35 protein-coding genes, 1 other RNA gene and 1 pseudogene are annotated in these 26,742 nt (G+C 38.4%); 22 read left to right on the top strand and 15 right to left on the bottom strand.

Annotation, left to right across the window (positions count from 1 at the left end):
- Nucleotides 1-316: 316 nt before the first annotated feature.
- The 11 genes from LIT25_23985 to LIT25_23935 form a co-directional block, all read right to left on the bottom strand.
- A complete protein-coding gene (locus LIT25_23985) occupies nucleotides 317-1,198 on the bottom strand; it encodes a phage major capsid protein (GenBank protein USK33529.1) in 882 nt (293 codons plus the stop codon).
- A 75-nt stretch (nucleotides 1,199-1,273) separates the two neighbouring features.
- Nucleotides 1,274-1,819: a hypothetical protein gene (locus tag LIT25_23980; GenBank protein ID USK33528.1), complete on the bottom strand. Its 546-nt coding sequence runs from the start codon at nucleotides 1,817-1,819 to the stop codon at nucleotides 1,274-1,276.
- A 68-nt stretch (nucleotides 1,820-1,887) separates the two neighbouring features.
- Complete coding sequence (locus LIT25_23975; GenBank protein USK33527.1) at nucleotides 1,888-3,555, bottom strand: phage major capsid protein; 1,668 nt, start codon at nucleotides 3,553-3,555, stop codon at nucleotides 1,888-1,890.
- Nucleotides 3,518-4,819, bottom strand: a complete 1,302-nt coding sequence (locus LIT25_23970) for a phage portal protein (GenBank protein ID USK33526.1) — start codon at nucleotides 4,817-4,819, stop codon at nucleotides 3,518-3,520. The genes LIT25_23975 and LIT25_23970 overlap by 38 nt, the downstream gene beginning before the upstream one ends.
- 327 nt (nucleotides 4,820-5,146) lie before the next feature.
- Nucleotides 5,147-5,347, bottom strand: coding sequence for a hypothetical protein (locus LIT25_23965; GenBank protein ID USK33525.1), 201 nt, complete (start codon nucleotides 5,345-5,347; stop codon nucleotides 5,147-5,149).
- 136 nt (nucleotides 5,348-5,483) lie between these two features.
- Entirely contained in the window at nucleotides 5,484-7,241 is a 1,758-nt protein-coding gene (locus LIT25_23960) for a terminase large subunit (protein USK33524.1), read from the bottom strand.
- Nucleotides 7,234-7,734: a hypothetical protein gene (locus LIT25_23955; protein USK33523.1), complete on the bottom strand. Its 501-nt coding sequence runs from the start codon at nucleotides 7,732-7,734 to the stop codon at nucleotides 7,234-7,236. Before LIT25_23955 ends, LIT25_23960 begins: the two co-directional genes overlap by 8 nt.
- 194 nt (nucleotides 7,735-7,928) lie before the next feature.
- Nucleotides 7,929-8,258: a hypothetical protein gene (locus LIT25_23950; protein ID USK33522.1), complete on the bottom strand. Its 330-nt coding sequence runs from the start codon at nucleotides 8,256-8,258 to the stop codon at nucleotides 7,929-7,931.
- Entirely contained in the window at nucleotides 8,255-9,553 is a 1,299-nt protein-coding gene (locus LIT25_23945) for a hypothetical protein (protein USK33521.1), read from the bottom strand. Before LIT25_23945 ends, LIT25_23950 begins: the two co-directional genes overlap by 4 nt.
- 90 nt (nucleotides 9,554-9,643) lie before the next feature.
- Nucleotides 9,644-9,826: a hypothetical protein gene (locus LIT25_23940; GenBank protein USK33520.1), complete on the bottom strand. Its 183-nt coding sequence runs from the start codon at nucleotides 9,824-9,826 to the stop codon at nucleotides 9,644-9,646.
- 31 nt (nucleotides 9,827-9,857) lie between these two features.
- Nucleotides 9,858-10,010 carry a hypothetical protein gene (locus LIT25_23935; protein USK33519.1) on the bottom strand — a complete coding sequence of 51 codons (153 nt, stop codon included), beginning with the start codon at nucleotides 10,008-10,010 and terminating at the stop codon, nucleotides 9,858-9,860.
- Between the two features lie 256 nt (nucleotides 10,011-10,266).
- Between LIT25_23935 and LIT25_23930 the strand changes: the two genes are divergently transcribed.
- The 4 genes from LIT25_23930 to LIT25_23915 all read left to right on the top strand — a co-directional run bounded on the left by LIT25_23930 (nucleotide 10,267) and on the right by LIT25_23915 (nucleotide 11,385).
- Nucleotides 10,267-10,410, top strand: a complete 144-nt coding sequence (locus tag LIT25_23930) for a hypothetical protein (protein ID USK33518.1) — start codon at nucleotides 10,267-10,269, stop codon at nucleotides 10,408-10,410.
- Nucleotides 10,411-10,514: 104 nt separating this feature from the next.
- Nucleotides 10,515-10,775: a hypothetical protein gene (locus tag LIT25_23925; GenBank protein ID USK33517.1), complete on the top strand. Its 261-nt coding sequence runs from the start codon at nucleotides 10,515-10,517 to the stop codon at nucleotides 10,773-10,775.
- Between the two features lie 209 nt (nucleotides 10,776-10,984).
- Entirely contained in the window at nucleotides 10,985-11,203 is a 219-nt protein-coding gene (locus LIT25_23920; protein ID USK33516.1) for a phosphoglycerate mutase, read from the top strand.
- Nucleotides 11,188-11,385 (top strand): hypothetical protein, encoded by a 198-nt coding sequence (locus LIT25_23915; GenBank protein USK33515.1) that lies wholly within the window; start codon nucleotides 11,188-11,190, stop codon nucleotides 11,383-11,385. The genes LIT25_23920 and LIT25_23915 overlap by 16 nt, the downstream gene beginning before the upstream one ends.
- A 166-nt stretch (nucleotides 11,386-11,551) precedes the next feature.
- Here LIT25_23915 and LIT25_23910 read toward each other — a convergent pair whose 3' ends face one another.
- Nucleotides 11,552-12,052 (bottom strand): hypothetical protein, encoded by a 501-nt coding sequence (locus LIT25_23910; protein USK33514.1) that lies wholly within the window; start codon nucleotides 12,050-12,052, stop codon nucleotides 11,552-11,554.
- Between the two features lie 270 nt (nucleotides 12,053-12,322).
- Between LIT25_23910 and LIT25_23905 the strand changes: the two genes are divergently transcribed.
- From LIT25_23905 to LIT25_23870, 8 genes and pseudogenes are all read left to right on the top strand, one after another.
- Nucleotides 12,323-13,093, top strand: a complete 771-nt coding sequence (locus LIT25_23905) for an NUMOD4 motif-containing HNH endonuclease (protein ID USK33513.1) — start codon at nucleotides 12,323-12,325, stop codon at nucleotides 13,091-13,093.
- On the top strand, nucleotides 13,071-13,385 hold the full coding sequence (locus LIT25_23900; protein ID USK33512.1) for a hypothetical protein: 315 nt from the start codon (nucleotides 13,071-13,073) through the stop codon (nucleotides 13,383-13,385). The genes LIT25_23905 and LIT25_23900 overlap by 23 nt, the downstream gene beginning before the upstream one ends.
- 26 nt (nucleotides 13,386-13,411) lie before the next feature.
- On the top strand, nucleotides 13,412-13,867 hold the full coding sequence (locus LIT25_23895; protein ID USK33511.1) for a hypothetical protein: 456 nt from the start codon (nucleotides 13,412-13,414) through the stop codon (nucleotides 13,865-13,867).
- Between the two features lie 162 nt (nucleotides 13,868-14,029).
- Nucleotides 14,030-14,143 (top strand): annotated as a pseudogene (locus LIT25_23890) (hypothetical protein).
- Nucleotides 14,144-14,327: 184 nt separating this feature from the next.
- Nucleotides 14,328-14,546: a hypothetical protein gene (locus LIT25_23885; GenBank protein ID USK33510.1), complete on the top strand. Its 219-nt coding sequence runs from the start codon at nucleotides 14,328-14,330 to the stop codon at nucleotides 14,544-14,546.
- Nucleotides 14,534-14,983: a hypothetical protein gene (locus tag LIT25_23880; GenBank protein ID USK33509.1), complete on the top strand. Its 450-nt coding sequence runs from the start codon at nucleotides 14,534-14,536 to the stop codon at nucleotides 14,981-14,983. Before LIT25_23885 ends, LIT25_23880 begins: the two co-directional genes overlap by 13 nt.
- A gap of 16 nt (nucleotides 14,984-14,999) precedes the next feature.
- Entirely contained in the window at nucleotides 15,000-15,293 is a 294-nt protein-coding gene (locus LIT25_23875; protein USK33508.1) for a hypothetical protein, read from the top strand.
- Between the two features lie 120 nt (nucleotides 15,294-15,413).
- Nucleotides 15,414-15,818 (top strand): hypothetical protein, encoded by a 405-nt coding sequence (locus LIT25_23870; GenBank protein ID USK33507.1) that lies wholly within the window; start codon nucleotides 15,414-15,416, stop codon nucleotides 15,816-15,818.
- A gap of 132 nt (nucleotides 15,819-15,950) precedes the next feature.
- On the opposite strand, the gene LIT25_23865 is transcribed toward LIT25_23870, so the two are convergent.
- Entirely contained in the window at nucleotides 15,951-16,862 is a 912-nt protein-coding gene (locus tag LIT25_23865) for an NERD domain-containing protein (protein ID USK33506.1), read from the bottom strand.
- Between the two features lie 129 nt (nucleotides 16,863-16,991).
- Nucleotides 16,992-17,921: a DMT family transporter gene (locus LIT25_23860; GenBank protein ID USK33505.1), complete on the bottom strand. Its 930-nt coding sequence runs from the start codon at nucleotides 17,919-17,921 to the stop codon at nucleotides 16,992-16,994.
- Nucleotides 17,922-18,103: 182 nt separating this feature from the next.
- On the opposite strand from LIT25_23860, the gene secG reads away from it, so the two are divergent.
- The 5 genes from secG to ssrA all read left to right on the top strand — a co-directional run bounded on the left by secG (nucleotide 18,104) and on the right by ssrA (nucleotide 22,789).
- A complete protein-coding gene (gene secG, locus LIT25_23855) occupies nucleotides 18,104-18,337 on the top strand; it encodes a preprotein translocase subunit SecG (protein USK33504.1) in 234 nt (77 codons plus the stop codon).
- 169 nt (nucleotides 18,338-18,506) lie between these two features.
- Nucleotides 18,507-19,250, top strand: coding sequence for a carboxylesterase (locus LIT25_23850; protein USK33503.1), 744 nt, complete (start codon nucleotides 18,507-18,509; stop codon nucleotides 19,248-19,250).
- A gap of 32 nt (nucleotides 19,251-19,282) precedes the next feature.
- Nucleotides 19,283-21,655 carry a ribonuclease R gene (gene rnr, locus LIT25_23845; protein USK36396.1) on the top strand — a complete coding sequence of 791 codons (2,373 nt, stop codon included), beginning with the start codon at nucleotides 19,283-19,285 and terminating at the stop codon, nucleotides 21,653-21,655.
- Nucleotides 21,656-21,785: 130 nt separating this feature from the next.
- Nucleotides 21,786-22,256, top strand: a complete 471-nt coding sequence (gene smpB / locus LIT25_23840; protein USK33502.1) for an SsrA-binding protein SmpB — start codon at nucleotides 21,786-21,788, stop codon at nucleotides 22,254-22,256.
- 169 nt (nucleotides 22,257-22,425) lie between these two features.
- Nucleotides 22,426-22,789: a transfer-messenger RNA gene (gene ssrA / locus LIT25_23835) on the top strand.
- 1,032 nt (nucleotides 22,790-23,821) lie between these two features.
- On the opposite strand, the gene LIT25_23830 is transcribed toward ssrA, so the two are convergent.
- Nucleotides 23,822-24,034: an IDEAL domain-containing protein gene (locus LIT25_23830; GenBank protein USK33501.1), complete on the bottom strand. Its 213-nt coding sequence runs from the start codon at nucleotides 24,032-24,034 to the stop codon at nucleotides 23,822-23,824.
- Between the two features lie 543 nt (nucleotides 24,035-24,577).
- Between LIT25_23830 and LIT25_23825 the strand changes: the two genes are divergently transcribed.
- From LIT25_23825 to LIT25_23805, 5 genes are all read left to right on the top strand, one after another.
- Nucleotides 24,578-24,838: a metal-sensitive transcriptional regulator gene (locus LIT25_23825; protein USK33500.1), complete on the top strand. Its 261-nt coding sequence runs from the start codon at nucleotides 24,578-24,580 to the stop codon at nucleotides 24,836-24,838.
- Nucleotides 24,839-24,928: 90 nt separating this feature from the next.
- Nucleotides 24,929-25,408 carry a DsrE/DsrF/DrsH-like family protein gene (locus tag LIT25_23820; protein USK33499.1) on the top strand — a complete coding sequence of 160 codons (480 nt, stop codon included), beginning with the start codon at nucleotides 24,929-24,931 and terminating at the stop codon, nucleotides 25,406-25,408.
- A gap of 29 nt (nucleotides 25,409-25,437) precedes the next feature.
- A complete protein-coding gene (locus tag LIT25_23815) occupies nucleotides 25,438-25,797 on the top strand; it encodes a rhodanese-like domain-containing protein (protein ID USK33498.1) in 360 nt (119 codons plus the stop codon).
- Nucleotides 25,798-25,809: 12 nt separating this feature from the next.
- Entirely contained in the window at nucleotides 25,810-26,097 is a 288-nt protein-coding gene (locus LIT25_23810; GenBank protein ID USK33497.1) for a rhodanese-like domain-containing protein, read from the top strand.
- Between the two features lie 50 nt (nucleotides 26,098-26,147).
- Nucleotides 26,148-26,717 (top strand): sulfurtransferase TusA family protein, encoded by a 570-nt coding sequence (locus LIT25_23805; protein ID USK33496.1) that lies wholly within the window; start codon nucleotides 26,148-26,150, stop codon nucleotides 26,715-26,717.
- The last annotated feature ends 25 nt before the right edge of the window (nucleotides 26,718-26,742 follow it).

The following is a 26,742-nucleotide window of genomic DNA, read 5'->3' as shown; positions in this document are numbered from 1 at the left end:
TATTCAATTGTGTACAAGTAAAAAGCCGAGAATCCGTTTTCGGAACTCGACTTTTCGGTGATTGTTTTATGAAGTTAATATTATTATATTGTGTTCCTGAATTTGGGAAGGACGATCTGAAAATAAAATTTCAAAATCACCTTTACAAAATTAAACTTCACACTATAATAGCCATGTAAGAAAAAACAAACGTTCATTGACAACTTAATAGAAACCATAAAAAAAGCTCGGGACTCCGTAGAATCCCAAGTTTGTGAAAAACCACATCAAGCGTACCAATGAGTTTCACAATCTTTTTTCTTATAAAATTTCTATTTTATGCTGTTTTAACAAGCACCACAGCACGTGGATTTACCACTTTTCCGTCTAAATAACATTCACCAAGGAATGTAGACATTTGCTTCAATTCGCTCAAAGTATCACCCTTGATTTTTTTCACATTAGCATTTTCAGCTAATGATACAGCATAAGCTTTAGCAGGGTTGATAAGTACAGCTGCAACTTTTTGGCCAGCAGTGAAAGCAACTGTTTTAAATACTGGAATACCCATTACACGACCAACAGCACCAGCAGGTAAATTATCAAAAGTCATAAGCGATTGGTTAGCAGAATCTTTAACATTAGCAAGCTTCGTAATATCTTCAACTACCCAAATTGCTCCTTCAAGGTTCTCAGGTTGTTTAGCTAAAACAGCTAATGCGTTGATTACATCAGCATGAGCAACCGTACCTACTCCAGCTCCAGTAACTAAACCAGTGTCTTCGATTTTAGCACCAGTAGCTAATGAGTTATAAAGCACGATATTTTGTAAACCAGTTGTACCAGCAGCATCACCAGTATTAAACATTTGAGCTTCGATACCACGAACGATACGGTCAGCTAAAACGCCAGCTACGTGTGATTCAAGAGGTAGTGCGCTGTTTTGTACAGCGTCAACTGTAACTTCGATTGCTGAAGCCATACGTTTTTGGCGCAATAATACTTCCTTGAAGTTTGCAGGATCTGAAGCAGTTACTGAAGCACCTTCAGCGATAATACCAGCAGCTGTATTGCCCATATCCACGATGATTTTTGTTTGACCTTTAGCTTGAAATACGTTTGTGCGAGCAGCTACCGAAGTGCCAGCTTTAGCGATTTCAACCACTTGGTCAGAGATTGATTTATTTAAAAGTTCAGGGTTTGTTAAATTAGTTGCCATTTATAGGTACCTCTTTCTTTATTTTTAAACAAAAAAAAGAACGTGAATTAATCACGTTCTTGATTTCAGTCGTTATTAAGCTTTTTGTACCGCAGTGTACCAAGGGTCTGTTTTAGCAGGTAAAGCAACTTCAGTGTCAGCCATGTAGAATACTGAACCGTCTGGAAGCTCACGAATGCTGAAAGTCAATTCAACAGTTTCTTCCTCAACTCCGCCTTCTAATGTGCTTGCGCTGATAGCTGGTGGTGCAAATTTACAAGCGTAAAGCGCATATAGTACTTTATCTTGTGATCCAAGCTTTTTACGTTCAAATAAGATTGCAAGCTCAGGAGCGATATCTGTAGACTTTACAGCAACAGTACCAGCAGTATGAGTTGAACCAAACAATGTGTTATATTCAGTCATAGTTAAGCCAGACACAGTTAAAGTGCCCTCGCCTCCGTTAAAGATGAAGTCAGAGTAATCAATAGCATTGTCAGCATAAAACTGAACTTGTTCGTATGATAATTCAGCTTCAATTGATTTAGCACCAACGATTGGAATAGGAGCTGCGTAAGTAGTTCCATCAACATTTAATTTAGCTACGTGGATTTTCGAGAATCCACCAAGTCGTTTTTTCATTATTTATCTTCCTTTGATTTAATTTTTAAATAAAAAAAAGGAAGCGATTTCTCGCTCCCCATAAGTTTTTATACAGTTTTACATCTTAATTGTTTGATAGCTTCATGGTTGAATATTCTGCCATCAGTATAGATGTCAAGCATTAACAATTGTGAACCACGTAGCGCCTGTGTTGTATCGTCAGAGATACGTTTAAGTTCAGCGCCTTTTTTAATCATAGTTGCATAACCAGCTTCCAAGTTAGCAAATGTAACTGGACGTTTGCCAGCAGCTACGTTTTCAGCTGCGTCATTGATAAGAACTGGTTGACCGAATAACTTGTAAACTGCTCCAGTTTCAGCAACGTCACGAACTAAGTAAAAATGACCGTTATTATCTTTCAATTTAGCAATCATGTTGAAAGTCAAACGGTTCATGATCCAAACTGCTCCAGGAACAAGAGTTGGGTGCATGTTGTTATATACATCTAAAAGGTCGTCAATTGTGATAGCTAATGAAGCAGCTGGAGCAGCTGCGTCAATTAATTGAACTTCAGCTGAGAAGTTGATACCTTCCATTTGCTTTAGTTCGTTAGCAGTAGCTCCACTTTTTTGTCCAGTACCATTAAGGATATTGCGGTCAAGAGTTAGACCAAGGCGGCGAGTTAGGATATTCGCTGCATAATCGACAATACCAATTCCGCTATCATTAATAAGTTGATTAGACAAAGAAATTGCAGTTGCTGCTCTTTTTTGTGTAAGTTCAACTTTAGTAAAAGAAAACTCAGACTCTGTAGCATTTTCTAATTCACCGAACCAACCAGCAGCCGTTAAATCATCTTCACGAAGAATTTCAAGTGTTCCTGATACAGGTTGAAAGTTTTTTGTACGAGCGAATAACGGTGCTGTTTGGTATAGTTTTTCAACAATTAAACTGGAAAGAGTCTTAGGAACGGTAATAGCTTGAGTTCCTGTTGTCATAATTGCACGCACTTCTTCCGCTTGCACATTGCCCTTGATATATTGTTCAACTGCACGAATTTCTTGTTCTTCAACGTCTACTTCAGGAATTGCACGTACCTCTTCAACTTGTACCGCTTTTTCTGTGTTTACTTCAGCTTGAAGTACATCCATTTGAGCACGAAGCTCTTTGAGTTGTTTTTCTTTTGACATTTTTACATCTTCCTTTTCATTTTTTTGGTTTTTGGGCATAAAAAAAACAGGTTCAGCTTCGATTACTTCAATCGAGCGAGCCTGTATGGTGCTTTGGATATATGCAGGAGAACGAACCACAGATACTTCAGCCAATGTTAAATCTTCAATTGACCGTTCATAAGTGCCATCGTCACGTTTTTCCCACTTGTCGCTGGCTACCTGCATTCCGAATGACATATTCGTCAATAATCCGTCAGATATCAACGTGTGATAATCACGCCCCCATGAGGTAGCAGAAATTCGAGCTTCCATGTGAAGGCCAATATCATCTTCTTTAAGCGTTAAACTGCCGTTTTTTGTGGAAGCAAGCAGCTTCGCATTGTCATGTTCGGCTAAAAAAAGAACGTCATTGCCTTTGTTCAGCGCATTTTTAAATGTGCCAGGCATGATACGTTCTTTAAAGCGCTGTTCCCGTCCTAATAGTTGGGACCATTCGCCAGTTTTATTGACATAACCAGAAACAAGCAAGTCACCTGATTCTTGAGTTACGCCTGAAAGCTCAACATCAATCGTCCTGAGCTCCATCTGATTCAGTTTTTCCATCAGCATTTTCTCCTTTTGTGGATTTTGTTTGTGCGCCAGGAGTGATAAGCAATTTATCATCAGGAATCGCTGGCAAATCAAATTTTGTACGTGCTTCATTGATTGTGAACAATCCGCCTTGAATGCCTGTTACAGCAGTTTCTACACGTTCCTGTTCAGTAGCACGTACTAATTCTGAAGTGTCGAAACGGAAGAAATAACCGCTGTCTTTTTCAGATTCAAGCAGTAATGCTCGATCCATTGATGCTTCAAGCACGCTGATAATAGGCGCCAATGTATGTTTCAAGAAATGAAGCTGGTTCTGTTCAATTGAAGTGTAATAACTCTTGGCATGTGGATTTACAAGTCCTTCAGGAACATTGAACAGCTTGCAAATTTCGCTGTTTGTGCCTTGTTTTGCTTGTGTTAACTGCATTTCTTCAGGGTTCAGCGATAAAGCTTGATAGTCCATGCCTTCTTGAAGTACAACCGTTTTAGCAGAATTTTTAACTCCGCCATACAAATTAGCCCATGCCGTTCTCAAAGTATTGGCTTGTTCTTCAGTCATACGACCAGCAGTTTTTAATAAACCAAGTGGCAATGCTCCACGTTCATAAAGATTTTTTGTATATTCGATTTCAGACATTGCTTGTTTGAAAATATCTTGGCCATAAGAAATAATGCCTTTTGAAGTCAATCCATCATGAGTTTCCTGAAGTGTAATCATGAGTTCATATGGTTTGAACTTGACTGGCTTTCTGTTTATGTCGTTCGTAGCACCGTTTTCTGACGAAGATAATAGGATGTCTGCGCCTACTGTGCGGTATCCGTTTTGAACACGCTTTTGTACAAGTACTGAACGTGCTGGTAGTGGATGCAATTCAAGAATCGTATTCCCAGCTTCAATAATCGAAACGTAAGAAGCGCCATGAAGAAGGAAATCTTTAGCCATGTTTTTCTTTAATCCGTATCCGTTTAAAAATTCATTTGACTCATGGTTCAGCAATTTCACTCGTTTATCAGTGATTTTTTCAATCGAACCGTCAGGATTTTCTTTGTATAAATAAACTGGCATTTGAGCGATATTGCTTGTGATTAGATCCAAGCATGCTTTTGCTGTAGGAATTTTTAAGACCTTTTCTTCAGTAATGGCATCTGTGACAAATAAACTGTCCAATGAAAATGATCCATCAACTGTAGGTTCAGCACGTGTTTCTATATCTGCTTTTGAAAATAATTTATCGAGAAATCCCATAAGGTAATCATTCCTTTCTTTAAAGTGCATAAAAAAAGCCCCTACAAAAGTAGGAGCAAATTATTAACATTATCGAGCTGGTGAGGAGAAATGGAATTAACCCACTCACCAGTTCTAAACGGTAATAATGAATATCATTCTTTAATCGAAATAATACTGATGAATTATGTCAGCATTAGCGAAAACACGAGCCACAACTACTCATGCTTTCTAAATATTGACAAGATTATTAATCGTATCAACACAAAATAATTTAAATTAGAGTAGTTTCCGCTACACCATTAACAACCGCCAAACCAGGCATTGGGGAACCAAAACGATTGTTAATGCTATAGCGAATACGCTAAAATTCCGATTTTACCAATAATACTTCACACATGAAATCGTAACTGGCTCATATCCTTCTTGTGCTCGAAGCTGGTTTACTTCAATTAATGTTTTTGGTTGATTTTTATTTCCTTCTTCTTTACAATCCAAAATTTTGCCTTTGGTTATATATCTCCCAAATTGCTCTTGTGTCATAACGTCTTTTAATGCGTAATCAATTACAAATTTCATGTTGTCACTCCTTTACAATAAAGTCTGATTATCAGACTGCCTATATAGTATACATACGCTAAACAGTAGAATGTAAAGAGAGTTATGTGAATGTTCTGAAATAAATTTTAAAAAAGGACTGCTGCACACAGTCCTTTTAAAGTTCGAAGAAGAACTTTCTTTCAGTCTCATACAAGTTATTCTGTTCAAAATACATGCTGATTTTCATGGCATTAAACGTACTAAACAGGTTGTCGATCTTGTTCCGTTCTTTATTTGATTTTTGAATGTATGGTTTACCTTGCCTGAACTCAATAACACCATTTACAAAAGCTGATTCCATAAGCGGGTTAGGAGCATATTTAAAGTTGCCTTCGTACACGATTCTTTGAAGTGTGCTGATAGCATCACCCAAATTGCGACTATTTTGTTCAATTTCCGTATGGTCGACTTCCATTGGCATTTCCTCGATTAATCGTTTAATCAACGTATAACTATACTTGGTGTCGAAAGCCACAGATGCTATGTGAATATCAAACTCTTTACATGCTTTTAAGATAATATCAGCGATCTCATCAAAATCTACTACATCTTCGCCAACAGCCTGACAATATCCATGCCTAGACCAAGTTTCGTAAGGAATACGTTCAGCTTTCGTTTTTTCTTCTTCCATTAGTTTAGGATAGAAGACAAGGTTTTTAGTGTAATAGTGACCGTTGGCTTTGTCATACCACATAAATGTGACCGCTGTATTATCTCTGGACAGTGATAAATCAAGTCCGATTATGACCTGACGTTTGCCTTTCCACCAATTCCAGTCAGTGGCTGGTTCAAATTTACCTTTTAACAGAGTATGCTTGTCCACGAAGAAATTTCCGTCTCCTTCATTTGCACCCAGCCACATATTGAGATTCTTGACTTTGAATAAGAAAAAGTCCTTTGGAATATCACGTTTTGTTTTATAATCTTCAATCAGCTTTTCTGCAAGTTCATCGACTTCAGCAACCAGCGGATTCGCTTCAGGCCAAACGTCAGGATTTTCCCACCGTTCCATTTTCACGCCATTTACTTCAATTTTTTCCTTGGGATTATCAATCGTAAATATCAGACCAAATTTCCTTGGATTAGGATTTTCAGCGAACGTATTTTTCCGCATTTCCTCAACTGTTTCATTCCAATAGTTGAAGCCGTTTTCGATGGGGTAGGATGTAGAAATCTTAATGATTAATGGGTTTCTTGGTCCGAATTGACCTGTTTCAAGCGAACTGACCATCTTGAAAATATCATTGGACGCTCCGAGTTCATCAACACTTGCCACATATACCATCGTTCCATCTGCTTTGGAAGCGTCACCTGAAAGTGCAATGATCTTGCAGTTCTTTGGAATGAACTCCACATAGGTTTTCTTGATATTGAACAAAGGGAGCATATTCGGTGAACTCTTGATAATATTTACAAGTTCTTCAAAGATGATTTCTGCTTGTTTCTTTGTATTGGAGCCAATATAATGCGACTGATTATCTTCATCCAAGAAGAATGCTATCAGATGAATGATACAGCTCAATACTGATTTAGCGTTTTTCCTTGCAACAGTGAATACTACTTCACGTACTTTCCGTTTGGTAGGAAATTCTTTGTAGACCCAGCAGAAAATGTTTTGAATCATAAACCATTGGAATAATGCCAAGTTTGGGAACATCGGCTGAGCTGACTTTGCACCTCTGGCAAAATTAAGGTTCTTGATGATCTTGTCAATTTTCTTTTCGATCTTGCTGTTCCATTTGTATGGGTGATTAGGGTCATGCTGAAGGACATTGAACTCATGAAGGAAGTTCTCACAAGCTTTCCGTACTTGGGAAGGCGCAACGATTTCACCTGACAAAACTTTTTCAGCATATTCAACAGATTTATTCATCTTCATCCTCCTCCAGCAGTGATAGGAGGGGATTTACTTGTTTCATCTCATTTGCTCCCATTTGCTCAAGTTTCTTTTCTTCAATCGAAATTTTAGCCATATCATTTGCCATTCTTAGACGTTGACTCAATGGAATACATAACAAGTTCATGTGTGTGACCACAGCTTTGTCGTAAGCGTGAATCCTGCGTTCGAGGGATACACACTGTTCGTCTAATGGATCTAAATCGTTTAGTGCGTTACTCAGTGCGGAATAGCGATATAGGCTGCGAGTGAGAATTGATAATGAAGTAGAATCAGCTTCATTGAAATTGTCATTTAGTTTGATAAAACGATTGAATACCTTTTTCTCTTCCTTCGATAATGTAAGAGTTGGTTTAGGTTTAGATGGTGCCATTGCTGCTACTTGTGATTCAGCGTTTTGTCTTGCAGTGATTTGTGCTTTAGAAAGATTCCGTTTTGAATTTTCGAGCGAAACTACTGGACGTGCCATGTTGCATCTTCCTTTCAACAAAAAAACACCAGCAGACATAATGTCATAACTGGTGATTTCGTTATATTTGTATGATTTTGTTAAATTTCTAAATTGTGGGAAAAATATTTTTCCTGGTCAACCTGCTACTGGTCCTCTTCTCTTCATTGAAAATAAAAAATGGGGTAGGGAGGCTTTGATTTCAATTTTATTTTTTACATTAATCCTAATTCTTTTAATACCTTATTTTTCTTACCAATTGATGCAAATTCATTTAACTCTTTTTCACTGATACCTGAACCTTCATCAGCACCAAAACCATTTGGATAATCATTTTGTACTGGTTCAACAATCGTTTCATCTTTAGGTTCTTGTAACAACTTAATCATTTCGTCTTTCGATTCAGTAAACATGGCTGTTACAATTGCTTCCTCGCCTGAAGTCAACATATGCTTATCGCATATATCAAACACATCCCATATTTGAGCGTTTGTTTCAGCGATCTCAGTAATAACAGCAATCATCTTTTCAGTTATATTAGTCATGTGGTTAATTCCCTTCGTTTCATCATCATTGCTTTAAGCATTAGATTCTTACCATCAATGACAGTAATATCTTCTTTCGGTTTAAATTTGAATGCCATCAGTTGCTTTTCAAAGTCTAATTCTTCCTTCAATAAATCCTTATCAACCGTTTCTGCAATGTCAACAGTTGATAAAGCTACAACATTAGATTTCTTGTAATCTTTAAAACTTTCTGATAAATCAAAAGCTGGTATGCTGTTATTTTGATCCAGCACTTTAGACGTTTTTAATCTTTCTTCAAACTTGTCCCCATGCCATTTCTCATACATATACAGTGGGAAAGCATCTTTGCCTGATTTATAAATTTCAATACGCTTGTTCAATAAGTTGTTATAGTCCATCAATGCTTCCAGTTCATTCGTTAGCAATTGACATACAGGACGATTAATATTAATAACTTCAATATGGTCAACGTTAATTTCTACATCATTGCTTTTTGGTTTGTTTAATCCGAAATAATTTTTCAGCTTAGATGCTACTTCAAAGTTTATAATCGGCTCTTCCAAGCGAACGCATTTATTCAAGCCATAAGCTTCTCCTACTGTTTGCAAAACTCTCATTTTTAAAAAGAAAATTTGTTCGGATATTGTAGATTTATCAACTTTTTTCTTTAACAATGGAACAATGACTCGTTGAAATTCTTCAGCATACATGATTTGATACGCTTGATGGATTGCTTTTTGTGCATCTTCACCTAATCGCTTTCTATGAGCACCAACACCATTTTCAGCGTAATCATAATAAACAAAGGTGACATGCTTTTTAATATACGTTGGAAAAATTTCTCCTGTTTCCTTATCGTATTCAGGAAGCACATCAGGATTATGAACCCACACTGGCGTTTCCATAGGGTCGATTAAGATATTGTGCTCTCTTAGGAATCCCATGTAATTTCCTACTGTGCCATGTTTTTCGCCTTGAACTAAATTTTCTTGTCTTGCCCAATGAGTGATCTCATCTTGAGCTGGTACGATTTGCTTTTCAAGTAGCGTTTTTAATATGAATTTCATTAGTTCGATATTTTTCCGTCCAATATCACAACCTAAAATTTCAAGAAATTCAGCATCATCTTTTTGCTGTTTTGATTGTTCTTTAGGCGTTAAAACGAATATTTGGTTTCTTTGGCCTATTATTTCAACGAAGTATGATTTTTCAAGGTTTTGTAAATAATTTTTCTTGTTACGCCTAAACGTTTTTGCATCAATGCCATTGAGTTCGTGTTCACATAACTCAGCAACTGTGTGTTTTTTTATCATATTGGACGACTTCCTCTGTTGTATATTTCGTAGCGCTGGGTGAACTTACCATCTTATATATAATATATTAGTTGGCGACATGACTCAGCGCTACGCTCCTGATTTCTTCATTTTCGTGATCTTTGTCAAATCATTGTCAAAATCTGTAGTGTTTTCAAAGATAAAAACATCATAATTTGGGTTTTTGGAGTTTGGACGCTTTTTAACCAGCTCATGACCGTTTTTGATTAATTCGTCTTTTACCCACAATGTAAAGATTTCTTTGTATTTCATTAGAACGACTCCCTTTGATTTGATTTGATGATTACTTCCGCAAAGCTTTGATTAATAAAATCTCAACTGCTTTAGATTCCGATAAGTCACCGTTCATTTCAGCAAATTCTATGACTTGATCTTTCAATGACTTTGTAACTCGTGCAGCCAATTTCGCTGACCGATTTTCTTTGATTTTCTTCATTTTTATCCTCCTAAAAGTTGCTTATATATCCTATATACGTGCTGTGGTACAAAGTAAAGACAACTGAACCACTTTTATTAAATAAATTGACTCCGTTATTATAGTGATGTTTTGAAATTTGTAAGGTAAGCTTTGAAAATATTTTTTTGGAAGTTTTTCTATATAATGAAAGAAAAATTATTTTTCATTTCTTCCTGACCGCCAGATTCTTTTAAATATAATAGGAGTACATTCAAAAACAAACGGAGGAATTAAAATGATTGATAAATTAAAAGCAGCAGTAGAAGAAAGTTTAAGCGAAGGTAAATTAACACCTGAAGAACAACAGAATTTGACGAAAGAATGGCAAGACGTTGTGGATTTAAAATCTCTAAAAGATTTGGAAGTCCCTGAATTTTAATCAAATCAAAAATGAACTGTTCCGAACTCGGAGCAGTTTTTTTCTTGTCCGCTATTTCCGCTTCTGATACTGTTACTTTAATACCAATTATTGGGGGTTATAACGTGGACAAACAATTGCTCAGAAATGCAGTTAAAACATTAATCAAATATTATAAAGGTGGCACTATCAACGAACGAGGAATCTTCTTGTGCTTTCTGGAAGGTCTTACAGATATTCATAACCAGCAGTATTATTTTTTAGGAGATTTACAGGCTCTAGCTGATGTAATTAATGAACGTGAAGCAACGTTTCTTGTAGATGAAATAGCGAAGTATGATTATCAATCAGCTCAAGTGCTTGATGTGCTTGTAATGAAAGATTGAAAGGCGCTCATATGGAAAACAAATGCACATATTGTTGGCAGAAATCAAATGAATTGAAGCCATTGCCAAAGGAACTCAAAGGAAACGAACGTGAAAAGTTTTGTCCGAAATGCTACCCGAATGTATTAAAAGACGTAAAAAATTTACCCTGGAATAAATGAATCTAAAATCGTTGGCAACGATGTTGGAATTACAAAGGAGTTGTTTTCATGGAGGGAAATTTCGATATTCTCAGTAAAACGGCGATAGAGACTGATTTGAAGCTTATCAAATCGTGTTTAAGATTAATCAATAGCACAATTGTTCTCGCCAAAGAAAAAAACGAAGATTTTTCAGCTGCGGAAAATAAGGAACTGCATGATCTAGTGGGGAAGGTTGATAGAAATTTAAATCGAATCAAGGTGAGCATTGCATGGGAAAAAAGCTGATATACAAGAAAACTGTAGCTCTCAATCTCGTAAAATTAGGCCATGACCTGCTTTATACGGCAAAAAATCGCAACAATGAAAAATATCAGGTTTTCTTTTTCACTGATACTCCAGAATTACGGAAGGACTTAGCCATGATAACTGGTCATGAATATGATGAAAATGAAATTCCTAAAGAATGAAAAACTGCTTTACATATTCTGTGGTGTTATGATGATTGCCATTGTTTATACGGCTTATGGGAACATTTATGATGCCGATCTTGAGAAACAAGATGAAATGCGTAGACATAATGCTGAAATCAGGAAGGAATATTATCAGAATTTGGAATAAAAAAAAGGCATCCTGTCATGGGATGCTTTTTACATTTAAGTGATCTTCGATATCCTCCACTAACTTCTGAAACTTTTTAAAATCTTCCTCATACTCTTTCAATTTTTCCTTATAATCAATCACAATCACGCCTTCAAATTCCTGTTCCATGATGGATGCCAGTTGAAACGATACCATAATAGACATAAATTCTCTGTGAAGCAAAAATATATCCTTTGGAATGATCTCCAATGGAAAAGCCAAGAACTGATTTTTTAAGTACTCACTGTTTCTGTGGATTCTGGTCAGGTTTAATTTTGAATCGTCTTTTTCATAAATGAATTGGTGAAGCAAGTTTACTAACTGATGTACATGGTACTGGTAAATCATATAATTTTTATAATACATCTCTTTGGATTTCTCTTGGTTATATTTCTTGTCCAGTTTACTTCCTACTCGAGCTAAGACGAAGCCCAATGTTGCTCCAGTGAGAGCACCGATAATTCCTTGAAAATCTTTCAGCGCAGTAATGTCCAACAAAACTCCTCCTGTTTATGGTATTTATACCATTTTATCCTATCACCATTACGCAGTAAATGACGAGCATTGATAGATTGATAGTTAAGTAATAGGATAATAACCCTGAAATAAATGGATCGAACTGAACGTGCCTATGGTGCGTTTTTCTTATTTAATGAAGGAAAAAGAAATTTCAAAAAGATGATGGAGCTTTCCTGACCTTGAAAAATTTTTCAATATAATAGTCGTGTAATCACAAACGAAAACAAAAATCAGGAGGAAAACAATATGGAACAATGGAAAAAGTTTGAAGAAACAGATAAAAAAGATTATTTTGTATCAACTACAGGACGAGTGAAAAGCATTGATAAAACGACTGGCAAAGAGTTTATGAGGAAATCAGCAAAGCAAATAACTGGATATTACGCTATCACTATTCAAGCAAAAAACACATATTACGTCCATCGCCTTGTGGCGCAAGAATTTATACCGAATTTAGAAAACAAGCCGACAGTAAATCATCGAAATGGTGATAAAAGTGCGAATAATGTTGAAAACTTGGAATGGTCAAGTTACAGCGAACAACAGGAACATGCTTATGAGACAGGCTTAAAAACTGGTGGGAAAACTCCAGCAATCGTACTGGATTCTAACGGTTTTGTAATTGCACGACACGAAACTATGACCGAAGCTTTGTCGAGCTATCAAGGCAGAAAAATTCACTATACAAATGATATTCAAATCATTGGGAACGTGATAGTGATGAAGCAAACGCATTACGATACATTATCTGAAGATGAAGTATTCTCCATCGTTACAAGATGCTTTGAACGCATGATGGAATTTGCTTACATTGTTGATGGTCAGCTCGCCTATGATGTTGCTCAAGCAACTGATATGGCTGATTGTAAAAGTAATTCGGCGATATATCTCGCCACCAAAGGCAAATGGTCATCCAACGTCAAAGGTCATGAAGTATCTCGTGTTAAAAACCGTATCGGCGTATTCAAAGATGATTCCAAGGAGGAACCTGTTTATGAAACAGTCTACATTAAATAAAATCGAACAAATAACAGAAATAACTTTATGTGAGCGTGAGCAGCGATTATTGTCTGCTCATACTCCTAAACAAGTAGAAGTTTATTTAATGAAGAAATTTATATCCGAATACCGATTTATAAATTCTTGCAATAAAGGCGGAGGATCTCAAACTGATTGCTGGAGAAGGCTGAATGCTTTTCTTGAATCAAAAGGATATAAACCAAAGAAACATTTGGCTTCTGTTAATAAACTGTGGGACGTACCATTTGTATCTCTTGAACTGGAGTATTATGGCGATTATTGGGCTTAAGTGATTATTTTATTGGAGGAATGATGATGAATAAAACAAAACATCCATTGTACAGCACATGGAAGAATATGATGGCTCGTTGTTATTTGGAAAGTAACAGTAATTACAAATATTATGGCGGGAAAAGTGTTCAAGTCGAGGAAAGATGGCATGACTTCTGGAGCTTTACTGAGGATATCGACAATCATTTAGAAAATGGACATTTATTATATAAGAAGGAATATCAACTGGACAAAGATATAAATGGCGGGAATATTTATTCGTTAAGGAATTGTAAAGTCATTACCGCTGATCTGAATAATAAATTGAGCAATGAGAAAAAACAAAGAGTAATTATTGCGTATAACGATATTGAAGAAGTTGAGTTTCCATCTGTGCTGGAAGCAAGCGAACAATTGGGAATTAGTCGGAGGAGTATTCAGTATGGTATAAAAAATGGCTGGAAATCGAGGACAGGATACTGGCTCAAATATGCCGACTAAAAAATGTTTTAATTTTCCTCTGTTGTGATATAATCGAATTGTCACGAACGCAGTGCCTATATAATAGAAGGAACTGTGCTTGAATTATGCAATATCACAACTTTATAAACGAGGAAATTGCTTGTGGAAACCTTGGTATACCAGCATTTAGCTTTGTTCATGTTATGCAAGACTGACCGTGTTGCAAAATACAACCAGCTTCTTCGCATCGAAGATCAGCTTGGTGACACAGCTAGATACGATGGAATCCACACTTTCTATAACTTAAGAAAATAATTATTGCATGAGAAACCGTCCGGGATTTTTATCCTGGGCGGTTTTTTTAAGGTGGTGAAAGGTACTTCGCCTGCGTGAGTATGGTTAATGCTGCAAAAAGAAAAGTTCTTCAACCTTAAGAAAGTGCGTCAAAATGGGGTTTGCAGCACAAAAAAGCTCTCCCGCTGAAAGGAAGTGCGTCAAAATGGAGTTTGTAGCATCAAAAGGTCTCTCTCGCTGGAAGGAAGTGCGTCAAAATGGAGTTTGCAGCACAAAAAAGCTCTCCCGCTGGAAGAAAGTGCATCAAAACCGAGTTTGCGGCACCAAAAAGGCTCTTCCGCTGGAAGGAAGTGCGTCAAAACCGATTTTGCAGCATCAAAAGTCTCTCTCGCTGAAAGGAAGTGCGTCAAAATGGAGTTTGTAGCATCAAAAGGTCTCTCACGCTGGAAGGAAGTGCGTCAAAACAGAGTTTGCAGCATCAAAAGGTCTCTCTCGCTGAAAGGAAGTGCGTCAAAATGGAGTTTGCAGCACAAAAAAGCTCTCCCGCTGGAAGAAAGTGCATCAAAACCGAGTTTGCGGCACCAAAAAGGCTCTTCCGCTGAAAGGAAGTGCGTCAAAATGGAGTTTGTAGCATCAAAAGGTCTCTCACGCTGGAAGGAAGTGCGTCAAAACAGAGTTTGCAGCATCAAAAGGTCTCTCTCGCTGAAAGGAAGTGCGTCAAAATGGAGTTTGCAGCACAAAAAAGCTCTCCCGCTGGAAGAAAGTGCATCAAAACCGAGTTTGCGGCACCAAAAAGGCTCTTCCGCTGGAAGGAAGTGCGTCAAAATGGAGTTTGCAGCACCAAAAGGTCTCTCACGCTGAAAGGAAGTGCGTCAAAATGGAGTTTGCAGCACAAAAAAGCTCTCCCGCTGGAAGAAAGTGCATCAAAACCGAGTTTGCGGCACCAAAAAGGCTCTTCCGCTGGAAGGAAGTGCGTCAAAATGGAGTTTGCAGCACCAAAAGGTCTCTCACGCTGAAAGGAAGTGCGTCAAAATGGAGTTTGCAGCACAAAAAAGCTCTCCCGCTGGAAGAAAGTGCATCAAAACCGAGTTTGCGGCACCAAAAAGGCTCTTCCGCTGGAAGGAAGTGCGTCAAAATGGAGTTTGCAGCACCAAAAGGTCTCTCACGCTGAAAGGAAGTGCGTCAAAGCCGAGTTTGCAGCACCAAAAGGTCTCTCATGCTGAAAGGAAGTGCGTCAAAACCGAGTTTGCAGCATCAAAAGGTCTCTCTCGCTGGAAGGAAGTGCGTCAAAATGGAGTTTGCAGCACAAAAAAGCTCTCCCGCTGGAAGAAAGTGCATCAAAACCGAGTTTGCGGCACCAAAAAGGCTCTTCCGCTGGAAGGAAGTGCGTCAAAATGGAGTTTGTAGCATCAAAAGGTCTCTCACGCTGGAAGGAAGTGCATCAAAACAGAGTTTGCAGCATCAAAAGGTCTCTCACGCTGGAAGGAAGTGCGTCAAAGCCAAGTTTGCGGCACCAAAAAGGCTCTCCCGCTTGAAGGAAGTGCGTCAAAATGGAGTTTGCAGCACAAAAAAGGCTCTCCCGCTGGAAGTAAGTGCGTCAAAGCCGAGTTTGCAGCACCAAAAGGTCTCTCATGCTGAAAGTAAGTGCGTCAAAACAGAGTTTGCAGCATCAAAAGGTCTCTCTCGCTGGAAGTAAGTGCGTCAAATCAGAGTTTGCGGCACCAAAAAGGCTCTCCCGCTGGAAGTAAGTGCGTCAAAATGGAGTTTGCAGCACCAAAAAGGCTCTCCCACAGGAAAAAGTACAAGAGAAAAAATAAACTAAACTGTATCATCGTACATAATTAGTAGTTTTTCCATGCCCGACCCTAATAAAATTCTCCCTGAGTATTTTTTGAATCGATCTTTTATTCTTCATATTTCCACACCAATCGTCTATCTGGTCCGCAGTTATTTTCTTGTCGGGGAAAAGCAGTTTGAATTCATTCACATTTCTTAAAACAGCTTCCTTATAGATCTCCGTACCGTTACAATAATTGCACAGCAATAGGTTTTTTTTATATAACGAAAGATTTATTTTCCCACACCCCACACAAACAATCCCCTTCGCAACCTCCTCATACCTATACTCAGGCAAGCGTGAGTATGGAGATTCATTAACATGAAGTGACAAAAGCTTCTTCGCAAGCTTCAAGTGAACCCCTTTCGAAGCGAGAGTGTTTCTATTCAATTTCTCTGCAAAACGATTTAATTGGGAAGGATAGACAATTGGTAAATTAGGGGGAGCTTGATAAAGATGAAATTCGGGGTTAACAAACACAACATATGCTTCAACTGAAAATGAGAATTTGTTTTCCTGCAGCAATCTCCTGAACAAAGATTCGTTTCTTTTCAGCTGCAAAAGAGGATTTTTGATTTCGAGCCTCGAAGATGAATACCATTTCTCTCCTTCAATAAGGAAATCGCCTGCATAGTTTTTCACTTCGAAAAGGTAAATCGTGTGAGAGGAAAAATACAAGGAGTCTATCTGATAATATGTATTGTTTGTCTCAAACAAAAGATCATTCAAAAAGAATCCATTACTCTCACTTATGTTAAGCCAATCATCAAACACCTTCTCCCCTTCATACCCTTTCGCAAGGTTATCAAATTGATTTTTGTCTTTTGGATCCAGATCCATTCGAGTACTCAAGTACTTATAAATCTTTAATTCTAACGGTTCACATCGTTCTTTTAATATCAATTATGATACCTCCTTTATTAAATCATAAAATGAGCATATCAATACCGCAAATCTTCAAAATCCAATTTTTCGGCTTCAAATCTCAATTCCAGCCAACAAAAAAACAGCATCCTATAACAAAGATGCTGTTTAACCAGAAGACGAAGCTTCATGTTTGTTGTGTTTATGGCGGTACCTGAATTCTTCATAAGCTCCTGATCCTAAAATGACGCCAGTAACAATGAAGCAAAGTCCAACTAAATGAGAAGGCAAAATGGCTTCTTTTAAAATAAGAGCCGATCCTGCAAGAGCAAAAAATGTACTCAGATTCATAAAGATGGATGTTTCTGCAGGCCCAACCATTCCAATCGCAAAATTATATGTCATATGTCCAATCGCGGTTGCAAGAATGGCTGATGCGAAAAAGACCCCCCATACAGCAGGTGTTCCATGAAAGAGGCTCTTTATTCCTTCAGGTTCAGAAAACAAACTGATGACAAATAGAATCATTGAGCCGAAGAAAAGCATATAGCCTGTCATTAAGCGAGGATCAAGTGTCCGGCACGCTTTTTTAATAATAATGAAGCTGCAGGCCTGAGTGAATATAGATATGAAGATGTAGATATCTCCTGCATTCATGCTGCTGATGCCTTTGGTTCCTGCTAAAATGGTAAATCCTACACCAGTCAGTCCCAGCACAAAACCTGTAAATCGTATGACTGTCAGTCTTTGATTCAGAAAGAGAATGGATAAGATGGCTGTAAGCATAGGACCAAGGCCAAGTATCAAGCCTCCATTTGTAGAAGTGGTCATGGTCAGTCCTACTGAAAGGAAATAGTGATGGCACACAACGTTCAGCAGGCCGCCGCCTGCAATATACATCGTTTCCTTGGCAGTCGGTTTGCGAAGAAGTTTTAAAGAAGATAAGATAATGAGTACACAAATACTTGCTGTGAAAATTCGTATGGCTGTTACCGTAACAGGCATAAAACTTTCAACGATGATTTTGAGTAAAGGCACGTTAAGTCCCCATATGAGCATAACACCGATCAAGATAAGATAGATGCGCGTGTTTTTCAAGGTTTTCCCTTCTTTCTGCCAAACTATCTAAGTAGCATACCATATAGGAAGCTTTTCCCTCAAAAGAATTGTTTCGCAAGGCTAAGAATAAAGATTGGACATACATTCGAATGATAGTGACATTTGGCCTTCAATATGGTAAATTGAAAATAATGCTAACCGGGTTTTAGGAGGTGTCGTCCATGCATATTTTATTAATCACATTACTTGTCATTGTAAGTATTGCTCTTATTACTGTTGTTTTACTTCAGTCAGGCAAAAGTGCTGGTTTATCAGGTGCTATCTCCGGAGGAGCTGAACAGCTTTTCGGAAAACAAAAAGCACGCGGAATGGATTTGGTGCTTCATCGTGCGACAGTCGTGTTATCAGTTCTCTTTTTTATACTGACGATTGCGGTTTCGTATGCTGGATTTTAATACTTGACATTGATCGAATGGGGGTCTGATTCTTATCAGACTCCCTTTTGTCATTTATCCAGAATCCCTTAATGAATCAACATTTTTGCCCTTTAATCAAACGTTTGTTTAAATAGAAACAGATGATGGAACCTTATAAATAGATACTTACATAAAAGGAGTTTTTTAAATGAAGAGAGTATGGCCAAAACCATTTACATTTGAAGGCGGAGACCGTGCCGTCCTGCTTCTACACGGTTTTACAGGCAACACAGCTGACGTGAGGATGCTTGGACGCTATTTGAATGAGAGAGGATATACCTGCCATGCCCCTCAATACAAAGGCCATGGCGTACCGCCTGAAGAGCTTGTGCACACTGGTCCTGAAGATTGGTGGAAGGACGTGATGGACGGCTATAATCTGCTGAAAGAGCGGGGGCATAAATCGATCGCGGTTGCCGGTTTATCACTTGGCGGTGTGTTTTCTGTCAAATTGGGTTACACTGTACCTGTAAAGGGTATTGTTCCGATGTGCGCCCCTATGTATATCAAGAGTGAAGAAGTGATGTACAAGGGGATTTTAGAGTATGCCCGCAACTTTAAGAAATTAGAAGGAAAATCAGAAGCAGAAATCGAAGAGGAAATGAAGCAGTTTGAAAAAACGCCGATGAATACACTGAGGGCTCTTCAGGAACTGATTGCAGATGTTAGGAATAATGTGGATATGGTTTATTCGCCGGCATTTGTCGCTCAAGCGAGACATGACCACATGATTAATACAGATAGTGCAAATATTATTTATAACGAAGTAGAATCTGATAACAAGCATTTAAAATGGTACGAAGAATCAGGACATGTCATCACACTGGATAAAGAGCGTGATCAGCTCCATGCAGATGTGCATGAGTTTTTAGAAAGTCTTGATTGGCAATAATCCCAAAAGGAGGGACGCAAATGGATAATAATATGAAGATACATATTGATAAACTGCATTCTTTTATGAAAGAAGAAGCATACAAGCCTTTAACCGTCCAGGAGCTTGAAGAAGCGTTTGGAATTGAGGATTCTTCTGAATTTAAGGAATTTGTAAAAGCTCTTGTGATGATGGAGGAACAAGGTCTGATTGTGCGCACAAGAAGCAACCGCTACGGCTTGCCTGAACGAATGAATTTAATTCGCGGAAAAGTCAGCGGACATGCTAAAGGATTTGCTTTTGTCATTACAGAGGATCCAAATCAAGGAGATGTGTTTATTCCGCCGAGTGAGCTAAATAACGCCATGCACGGGGATACTGTCCTGGTCAGAGTCAGCACCGAATCGAGCGGGAGCAGACAGGAAGGCACAGTAATCCGCATTGTAGAGCGCGGTCTGAAAGAGGTTGTCGGAACTTATACAGAAAGTAAAAACTTTGGTTTTGTCATCCCCGATGATAAAAAGATTCCAAATGATATTTTCATCCCTAAAAAAGCTTCAAATGGAGCAATTGAAGGACACAAAGTGGTTGTTCACCTGACAACATACCCAGAAGGAAGAATGAGTGCAGAAGGAGAAGTCATTGCGATTCTTGGGCATAAAAACGATCCGGGCGTTGATATTCTATCTGTTATTCATAAGCATGGTCTTCCGCAGGCTTTCCCTGTAGAGGTATTAGAACAGGCCAATGATGTACCTGAAACAATCAGTGAAGAAGATATCAAGGATCGCAGGGATCTTCGCAATGAAGTCATTGTCACAATTGACGGTGCGGATGCAAAAGATCTTGATGATGCAGTTACCGTAACAGAGCTTGAAAACGGAAATTACAAATTAGGCGTTCATATCGCGGATGTCAGTCACTATGTGACAGAGAACTCCCCAATTGATAAGGAAGCATTAGAGCGTGCAACGAGCGTTTATTTAGTTGACCGCGTTATTCCGATGATTCCGCACCGTTTATCAAATGGCATTTGTTCCCTTAATCCAAAGGTGGATCGCCTGACGCTCTCTTGTGAGATGGAAATCAACAGCCAAGGTGAAGTCGTAAAGCACGAAATTTTCCAGAGCGTAATCAAAACGACAGAGCGCATGACATATTCTGATGTAAAGGAAATTCTGGTTGATCAAAAACCAGAATTGCTTGAGAAATATGAATCGCTTGTACCGATGTTTCAGAGGATGGAAAAGCTTGCGCAAATTCTCCGCAATAAAAGGATGACCCGCGGGGCAATTGACTTTGATTTTAAAGAAGCAAAAGTGCTGGTTGATAAAGAAGGAAAGCCTAAAGATGTTGTCATACGTGAACGTACAGTTGCAGAACGTCTGATTGAAGAATTTATGCTGCTTGCAAACGAAACGATTGCAGAGCATTTCCATTGGATGAAAGTGCCGTTTATTTACCGCATTCATGAAGAGCCAAATGCTGAAAAACTGCAGCGTTTCCTGGAATTTGTAACGAACTTTGGATACACAGTAAAAGGAACGGCAAACACGATTCACCCTCGTGCTCTTCAGGATATCTTAGATGATGTAGCGGGACAGCCAGAGGAAATGGTCATTTCCACTGTCATGCTGAGATCGATGAAGCAGGCTAAATATGATCCGGAAAGTCTGGGGCATTTTGGTCTTTCAACTGAGTTCTACACTCATTTTACATCACCGATCCGCCGTTATCCGGATTTAATTGTCCATCGCTTAATCCGCACCTACTTAATTGAAGGCAAAGTGGATGAAGCAACGAAAACAAAATGGGCAGAAAAAATGGATATGATAGCAGATCAGTCATCGAATATGGAACGCAGGGCAGTTGATGCTGAGCGTGAAACAGATGACCTTAAGAAAACAGAATACATGCTAGATAAAGTCGGGGAAGAATATGACGGGATTATCAGCTCAGTAACAAACTTTGGAATGTTCGTTGAGCTTCCTAATACAATCGAAGGTCTTGTTCACGTCAGCTATCTGACCGACGACTATTACCGTTATGATGAGCGCAATTATGCGATGATCGGCGAACGGACAGGAAACGTCTACCGCATCGGTGATGAGATTACAGTACGCGTTGTGAATGTAAACAAAGATGAACGCGCTGTAGATTTCGAAATTGTCGGCATGAAAGGGACAAGACGCCGTCAGCCAAGTGATGCTCCTAAAGTAATCAAAGGAGACCGCGGCAAAAGAAGCGGTGCGAAAGAGGGCAGAGGCAGAAAAAAATCATCAGATGAAAGAAAGAAACCTGCAGAGCGAAGCGGCAGTGTCGATGATGGCTGGAGCAATCAAAATCCGAATAAAAAGAAAAAGAAGAAAAAATCGTTTCAAAATGCCCCTGCAAGCAAACGAAAAGTGAAAAAGAAAAAACGTTAAGCTCTATTCGTAATCTTTGCAGTTGCTAAATAGAAAACATTTGGGATGGGAGCCTCTCTAGGCTTCCTTTTCCATTCATATTTTGTTAAAATATAGCCTATCGCTATAGAGAGAGAAAGGGGGATGCAGTATGCCAAAAGGATCTGGAAAAGTCGTAGCTCAAAATAAAAAAGCAAATCATGACTATTCGATTGAAGAAACGTATGAAACAGGCATTGTTTTGCAGGGGACGGAAATTAAAGCCATACGTGCTGGACGCGTTAACTTAAAGGACGCTTTCGCAAGAGTGCAGCAGGGAGAGGTTTTCCTTCATAACATGCATATCTCGCCATACGAACAAGGCAACCGCTATAATCATGAGCCCCTGAGAACAAGAAAGCTATTGCTTCACCGCAAAGAAATCAGCAAGCTGATCGGACTTACAAAAGAAGAGGGCTATGCGCTTGTTCCCTTGAAAGTTTACCTGAAAAACGGTTTTGCTAAGGTTTTGCTTGGCTTAGGTAAGGGTAAAAAGAAATATGATAAACGTGAAGACTTGAAGAAAAAAGAAGCGAAACGCGAAGTGGAACGAGCTTTCCGCGATCGTCAGAAGGACTTTTGATTGACAATAACTTACAATTGATTTCTTATTCCTATCTGATATAATAGAACTTGTAAGACAAACAGCACAATTTCATATCCGCTCTGATCTTTCATGAGCGTTTCCGTTTCCCTATAAGGGACTTCCCATAGTGAAGCTGGATTAACTTCCATGCCGATCTTACTATCATGGGGACGTTACGGATTCGACAGGGATAGTTCGAGCTTTAGTTGCGAGTCGAGGGGATCGTCCTCGTTAAAACGTCACGCCAATAATAACTGGCAAATCAAACAACAACTTCGCTTTAGCTGCTTAATAACAGACTATAGCGGTTCCTCCCTCCATCGCCCATGTGGTAGGGTAAGGGACTCACTCTAAGTGGGCTACGCCTGATGCCTCCGTCTGGGGATAAAGGAAGAGACCAATCAGACTAGCTGCTCCGACGCCCGTTGATAGGCATAAGAGTTAGCGAACTGCGAATATATCAACTACACTCGTAGACGCTTTAGTGGCGATGTTTCTGGACGTGGGTTCGACTCCCACCGTCTCCACCATACATATTTGGTGAAAAAATTATAGTGATTCAACCTAATTAAAAATTAACTTTTAAAAGTAAAACATCCAAATAATGGATGTTTTTGTGTTTTTTTGATATAATCCGTTTTTTTCTATAGCTTTATTATTATTGCTGAGACAACGTAGGTACATTCATTACATCAAACGAATTGTCTATGTTATCAAACCCAAACCATATCCTATGCTGTAATTTTAAGAACTTAAAATACATCTTAGAATAAGAGAATGAGTTCTTTAATAAAAAAGGGAAAGAGTATTTTTAACTCTTCCCTTTTTTCTATGATCTTGATCCGAGACCTTGACACTTAATTCCGAGACTTTCAATTAATTCCGAGACTTTGACACTTAATTCCGAGACTTTGGCACTTAATTCCGAGACATTCAACTAATTCCGAGACTTTGACACCTAATTCCGAGACTTTGACACTTAATTCCGAGACTTCCACACTTTATTCGGAGACATTCAACTAATTCCGAGACTTTGACACTTAATTCCGAGACTTTGACACTTAATTCCGAGACTTTGACACTTAATTCCGAGACTTTGACACTTAATTCCGAGACTTTGACACTTAATTCCGAGACTTTGACACTTAATTCCGAGACTTTGACACCTAATTCCGAGACTTTGACACTTAATTCCGAGACTTCCACACTTTATTCGGAGACATTCAACTAATTCCGAGACTTTGACACTTAATTCCGAGACTTCCACACTTTATTCGGAGACATTCAACTAATTCCGAGACTTTGACACTTAATTCCGAGACTTTGACACTTAATTCCGAGACTTTGACACTTAATTCCGAGACTTTCAATTAATTCCGAGACTTTGACACTTAATTCCGAGACATTCAACTAATTCCGAGACTTTTACACCTAATTCCGAGACTTTGACACTTAATTCCGAGACTTCCACACATAATTCCGAGACTTTCACACTTTATTCGGAGACTTTCAACTAATTCCGAGACTTCACACATAATTCCGAGACTTTCAATTTTTATAAATTATTCAACAGTTAAGGAAATATTCTTTAATTCCTCAGTTAATCGCAGGAATTCTTCTTTGTTTTTATCTTGTAGCGACTGATCAATTTCTTTTTGGATTTGCTCTTTACGGAAATTAATAAGAGCCTTGTCTAACACCATTTCAGCGAGTAAAGAATCCAGGATTTCTACATCAGGTTGTTGTGGGGGATTAAGCAAATACTTTTTTTCCATAAGAACTCATCTCCTTACCCTTTTTTCTATTATAAAGATAAATTTCAAAATATTCAAATATTTAAATGTAGTAAAATTTGGATGAAAGGTAGAGCAGCCTATTGGAGGTACACAAAAAGTTTCGCTGTTGCATATTATGGTGAGCCTTTGTTGAATAGCTGGAGTAATGTCCTGCTTCAGGAGGTAATAAAGAGGGGTGTTTAGAAATGTCTGTCATGACTAAAAATCAAACGATTTGACAAATATACCATATAGGGTATATCATTAGTCCTGTTGAGGGAAATATAAATGATTTATCTCACTTTATGTATAGTAGTAAAATAGTTATAACGAGTCATATAAGGACCCAATCCTTAGTGCTATTCCTTTAATTGAATAGATATACAAAGAAATTTCAAATATGAATATCCATGTCGCAGCATCAAGCCGGGTTCAAAGAGCATTTGCCTGCTTTAAGCATAAATGCTTTCGCGTCACGGGCTGTACGATTTCATCTAAACAAAGCACGGACAGAGAAACGGTATAAAGAAAGGAGATTTTCAGATGGATTACAACGATCAAATGAAGAATAGAGTTAAGCGGATTGAAGGCCAGTTAAGAGGTATTTTGAAAATGATGGAAGAAGAAAAAGATTGTAAAGATGTCATTACACAGCTGTCAGCTGCCAGAACAGCCATCGATCGTACAATCGGGGTTGTTGTAAGCTCTAACTTAGTGGAATGTGTTCGAGCTGCCGCTGAAGAAGGAGAAAATACAGAAGGACTTGTGAAAGAAGCCGTAAATCTGCTAGTTCGCAGCAGATAAAAATAAAAGGGTTGGCACCCTCTTTTATTTTTCATAATATAAATACCCATAGGGGTAAAGGTAATTTACCTTTAATAAGGAGGATTAACAATGACGGAGAAGAAAAGAACAACAATCGTATTATTCAGCGGTGATTACGATAAAGCGATGGCTGCTTATATTATTGCAAATGGTGCAGCTGCGTACGATCATAAAGTAACTATCTTTCACACATTCTGGGGATTAAATGCTCTTCGAAAAGATGAACCTATTACCGTTAAAAAAGGCTTCATGGAAAAGATGTTTGGAAAAATGATGCCAAGAGGCGCAGATAAAATGGGGCTTTCAAAGATGAATTTTGCAGGAATGGGTCCTAAGATGATTAAAGATGTGATGAAAAAACACAATGCGATTCCGCTTCCGCAGCTTATCGAAATGGCGCAGGAACAGGGCATTGAGCTTGTTGCATGTACGATGACAATGGATCTGCTTGGACTGCAGGAAAAAGAACTTTTAGACAATATTGAGTATGCGGGTGTTGCAGCTTATTTAGCGGATGCAGAAGACGGCAATGTGAACCTGTTTATCTAAGATAAAACCCATAAAGGCGGTGAACATGTTTGGAGATTGCTAATTATATTCTGATTGGTTTGCTTCTGCTTTTCATTATCAAGCTTTTCATTCCTGCCAAAGGAATTAAGACGATTTCAGCAGAGCAGCTAAAGTCCGAATTGAAGAATAAAAACAAACATCTTATTGATGTGCGTACACCTGGAGAGTTTAAAGGAAATCACCTAAAAGGATTCACAAATATTCCTCTTCATCAATTAACACAAAAAGTAAATCAGCTTTCAAAGGATCAAGAGGTTATCGTCATCTGCCAGAGCGGTATGAGAAGCCAAAAAGCAGGCAGAACACTGAAAAAGTTAGGATTTAAAGAGGTAACAAATGTAAAAGGCGGCTTGAACGCCTGGAATTAAGGAGGAAAGAACATGAAACAATTGACTGCAAAAGAAGCAGAAAATGCATTAGATTCTTTAAATGTCATTGATGTGCGTAAAGTAGATGAAGCAGCATCAGGGAAAATTCCTGGAGCAGCAAACATTCCGTTAGGCCTGTTAGAATTCCGCATGCATGAGCTTGATAAATCAAAGGAATATACAATGGTTTGCCGATCTGGAGGAAGAAGCGCACGTGCCGCACAATTTCTTGAAGGCCAAGGATTTAAGGTCATTAATATGACAGGCGGCATGCTTGATTGGGATAGGAAAACGGAATAAATTTTTTTACTTTAAAATATACCCCATCAGGTAAATAGGAGGAGTTATTCATGAACTCATTAAAAACGGATATCATTTTAGATGCAAAAGGACTTGCATGTCCAATGCCAATCGTAAAAACGAAAAAGGCAATGAAGGATTTAGAAGCAGGTCAGGTTCTTCTGGTTCTGGCAACAGATAAAGGATCAAAGGCGGACATAAAAGCATGGGCTGGAAGTTCAGGTCATCAGTATATTGGCACAATTGAAGATGGAGCAGTCATGATGCATTATTTAAGAAAGTCATCAAGCGAGGAAACGATTGAAAGAAAGTATCCAAATGTAAGCAGCAATGAGGAGCTTGAACAGAAGCTTGAAGAAGGTAACATTGTCGTACTCGACGTTCGTGAAGAAGCGGAATATGCTTTCCATCACATTCCAAATGCCATCTCAATTCCGCTTGGGAAACTTGAAGACTGTTTGAACGAGTTAAATAAAGAAGATGAAATTTACGTAGTATGCCGTACAGGAAGCAGAAGTGATTTTGCAGCTCAAAAGCTTGCTGAAAATGGATTTACGAACGTAGTGAATGTTGTGCCGGGCATGAGCGAATGGTCTGGAAAAACGGAAAGTATGCAATAATAAATTTTTTCACTGAAAATATACA

Origin of the sequence: Bacillus sp. F19, from assembly GCA_023823795.1 — a bacterium.
Lineage (GTDB): Bacteria > Bacillota > Bacilli > Bacillales > Bacillaceae > Bacillus_P.
The sequence above is the reverse complement of the archived record's forward strand: the minus strand, read 5'-3'. Positions and strand labels throughout refer to the sequence as shown.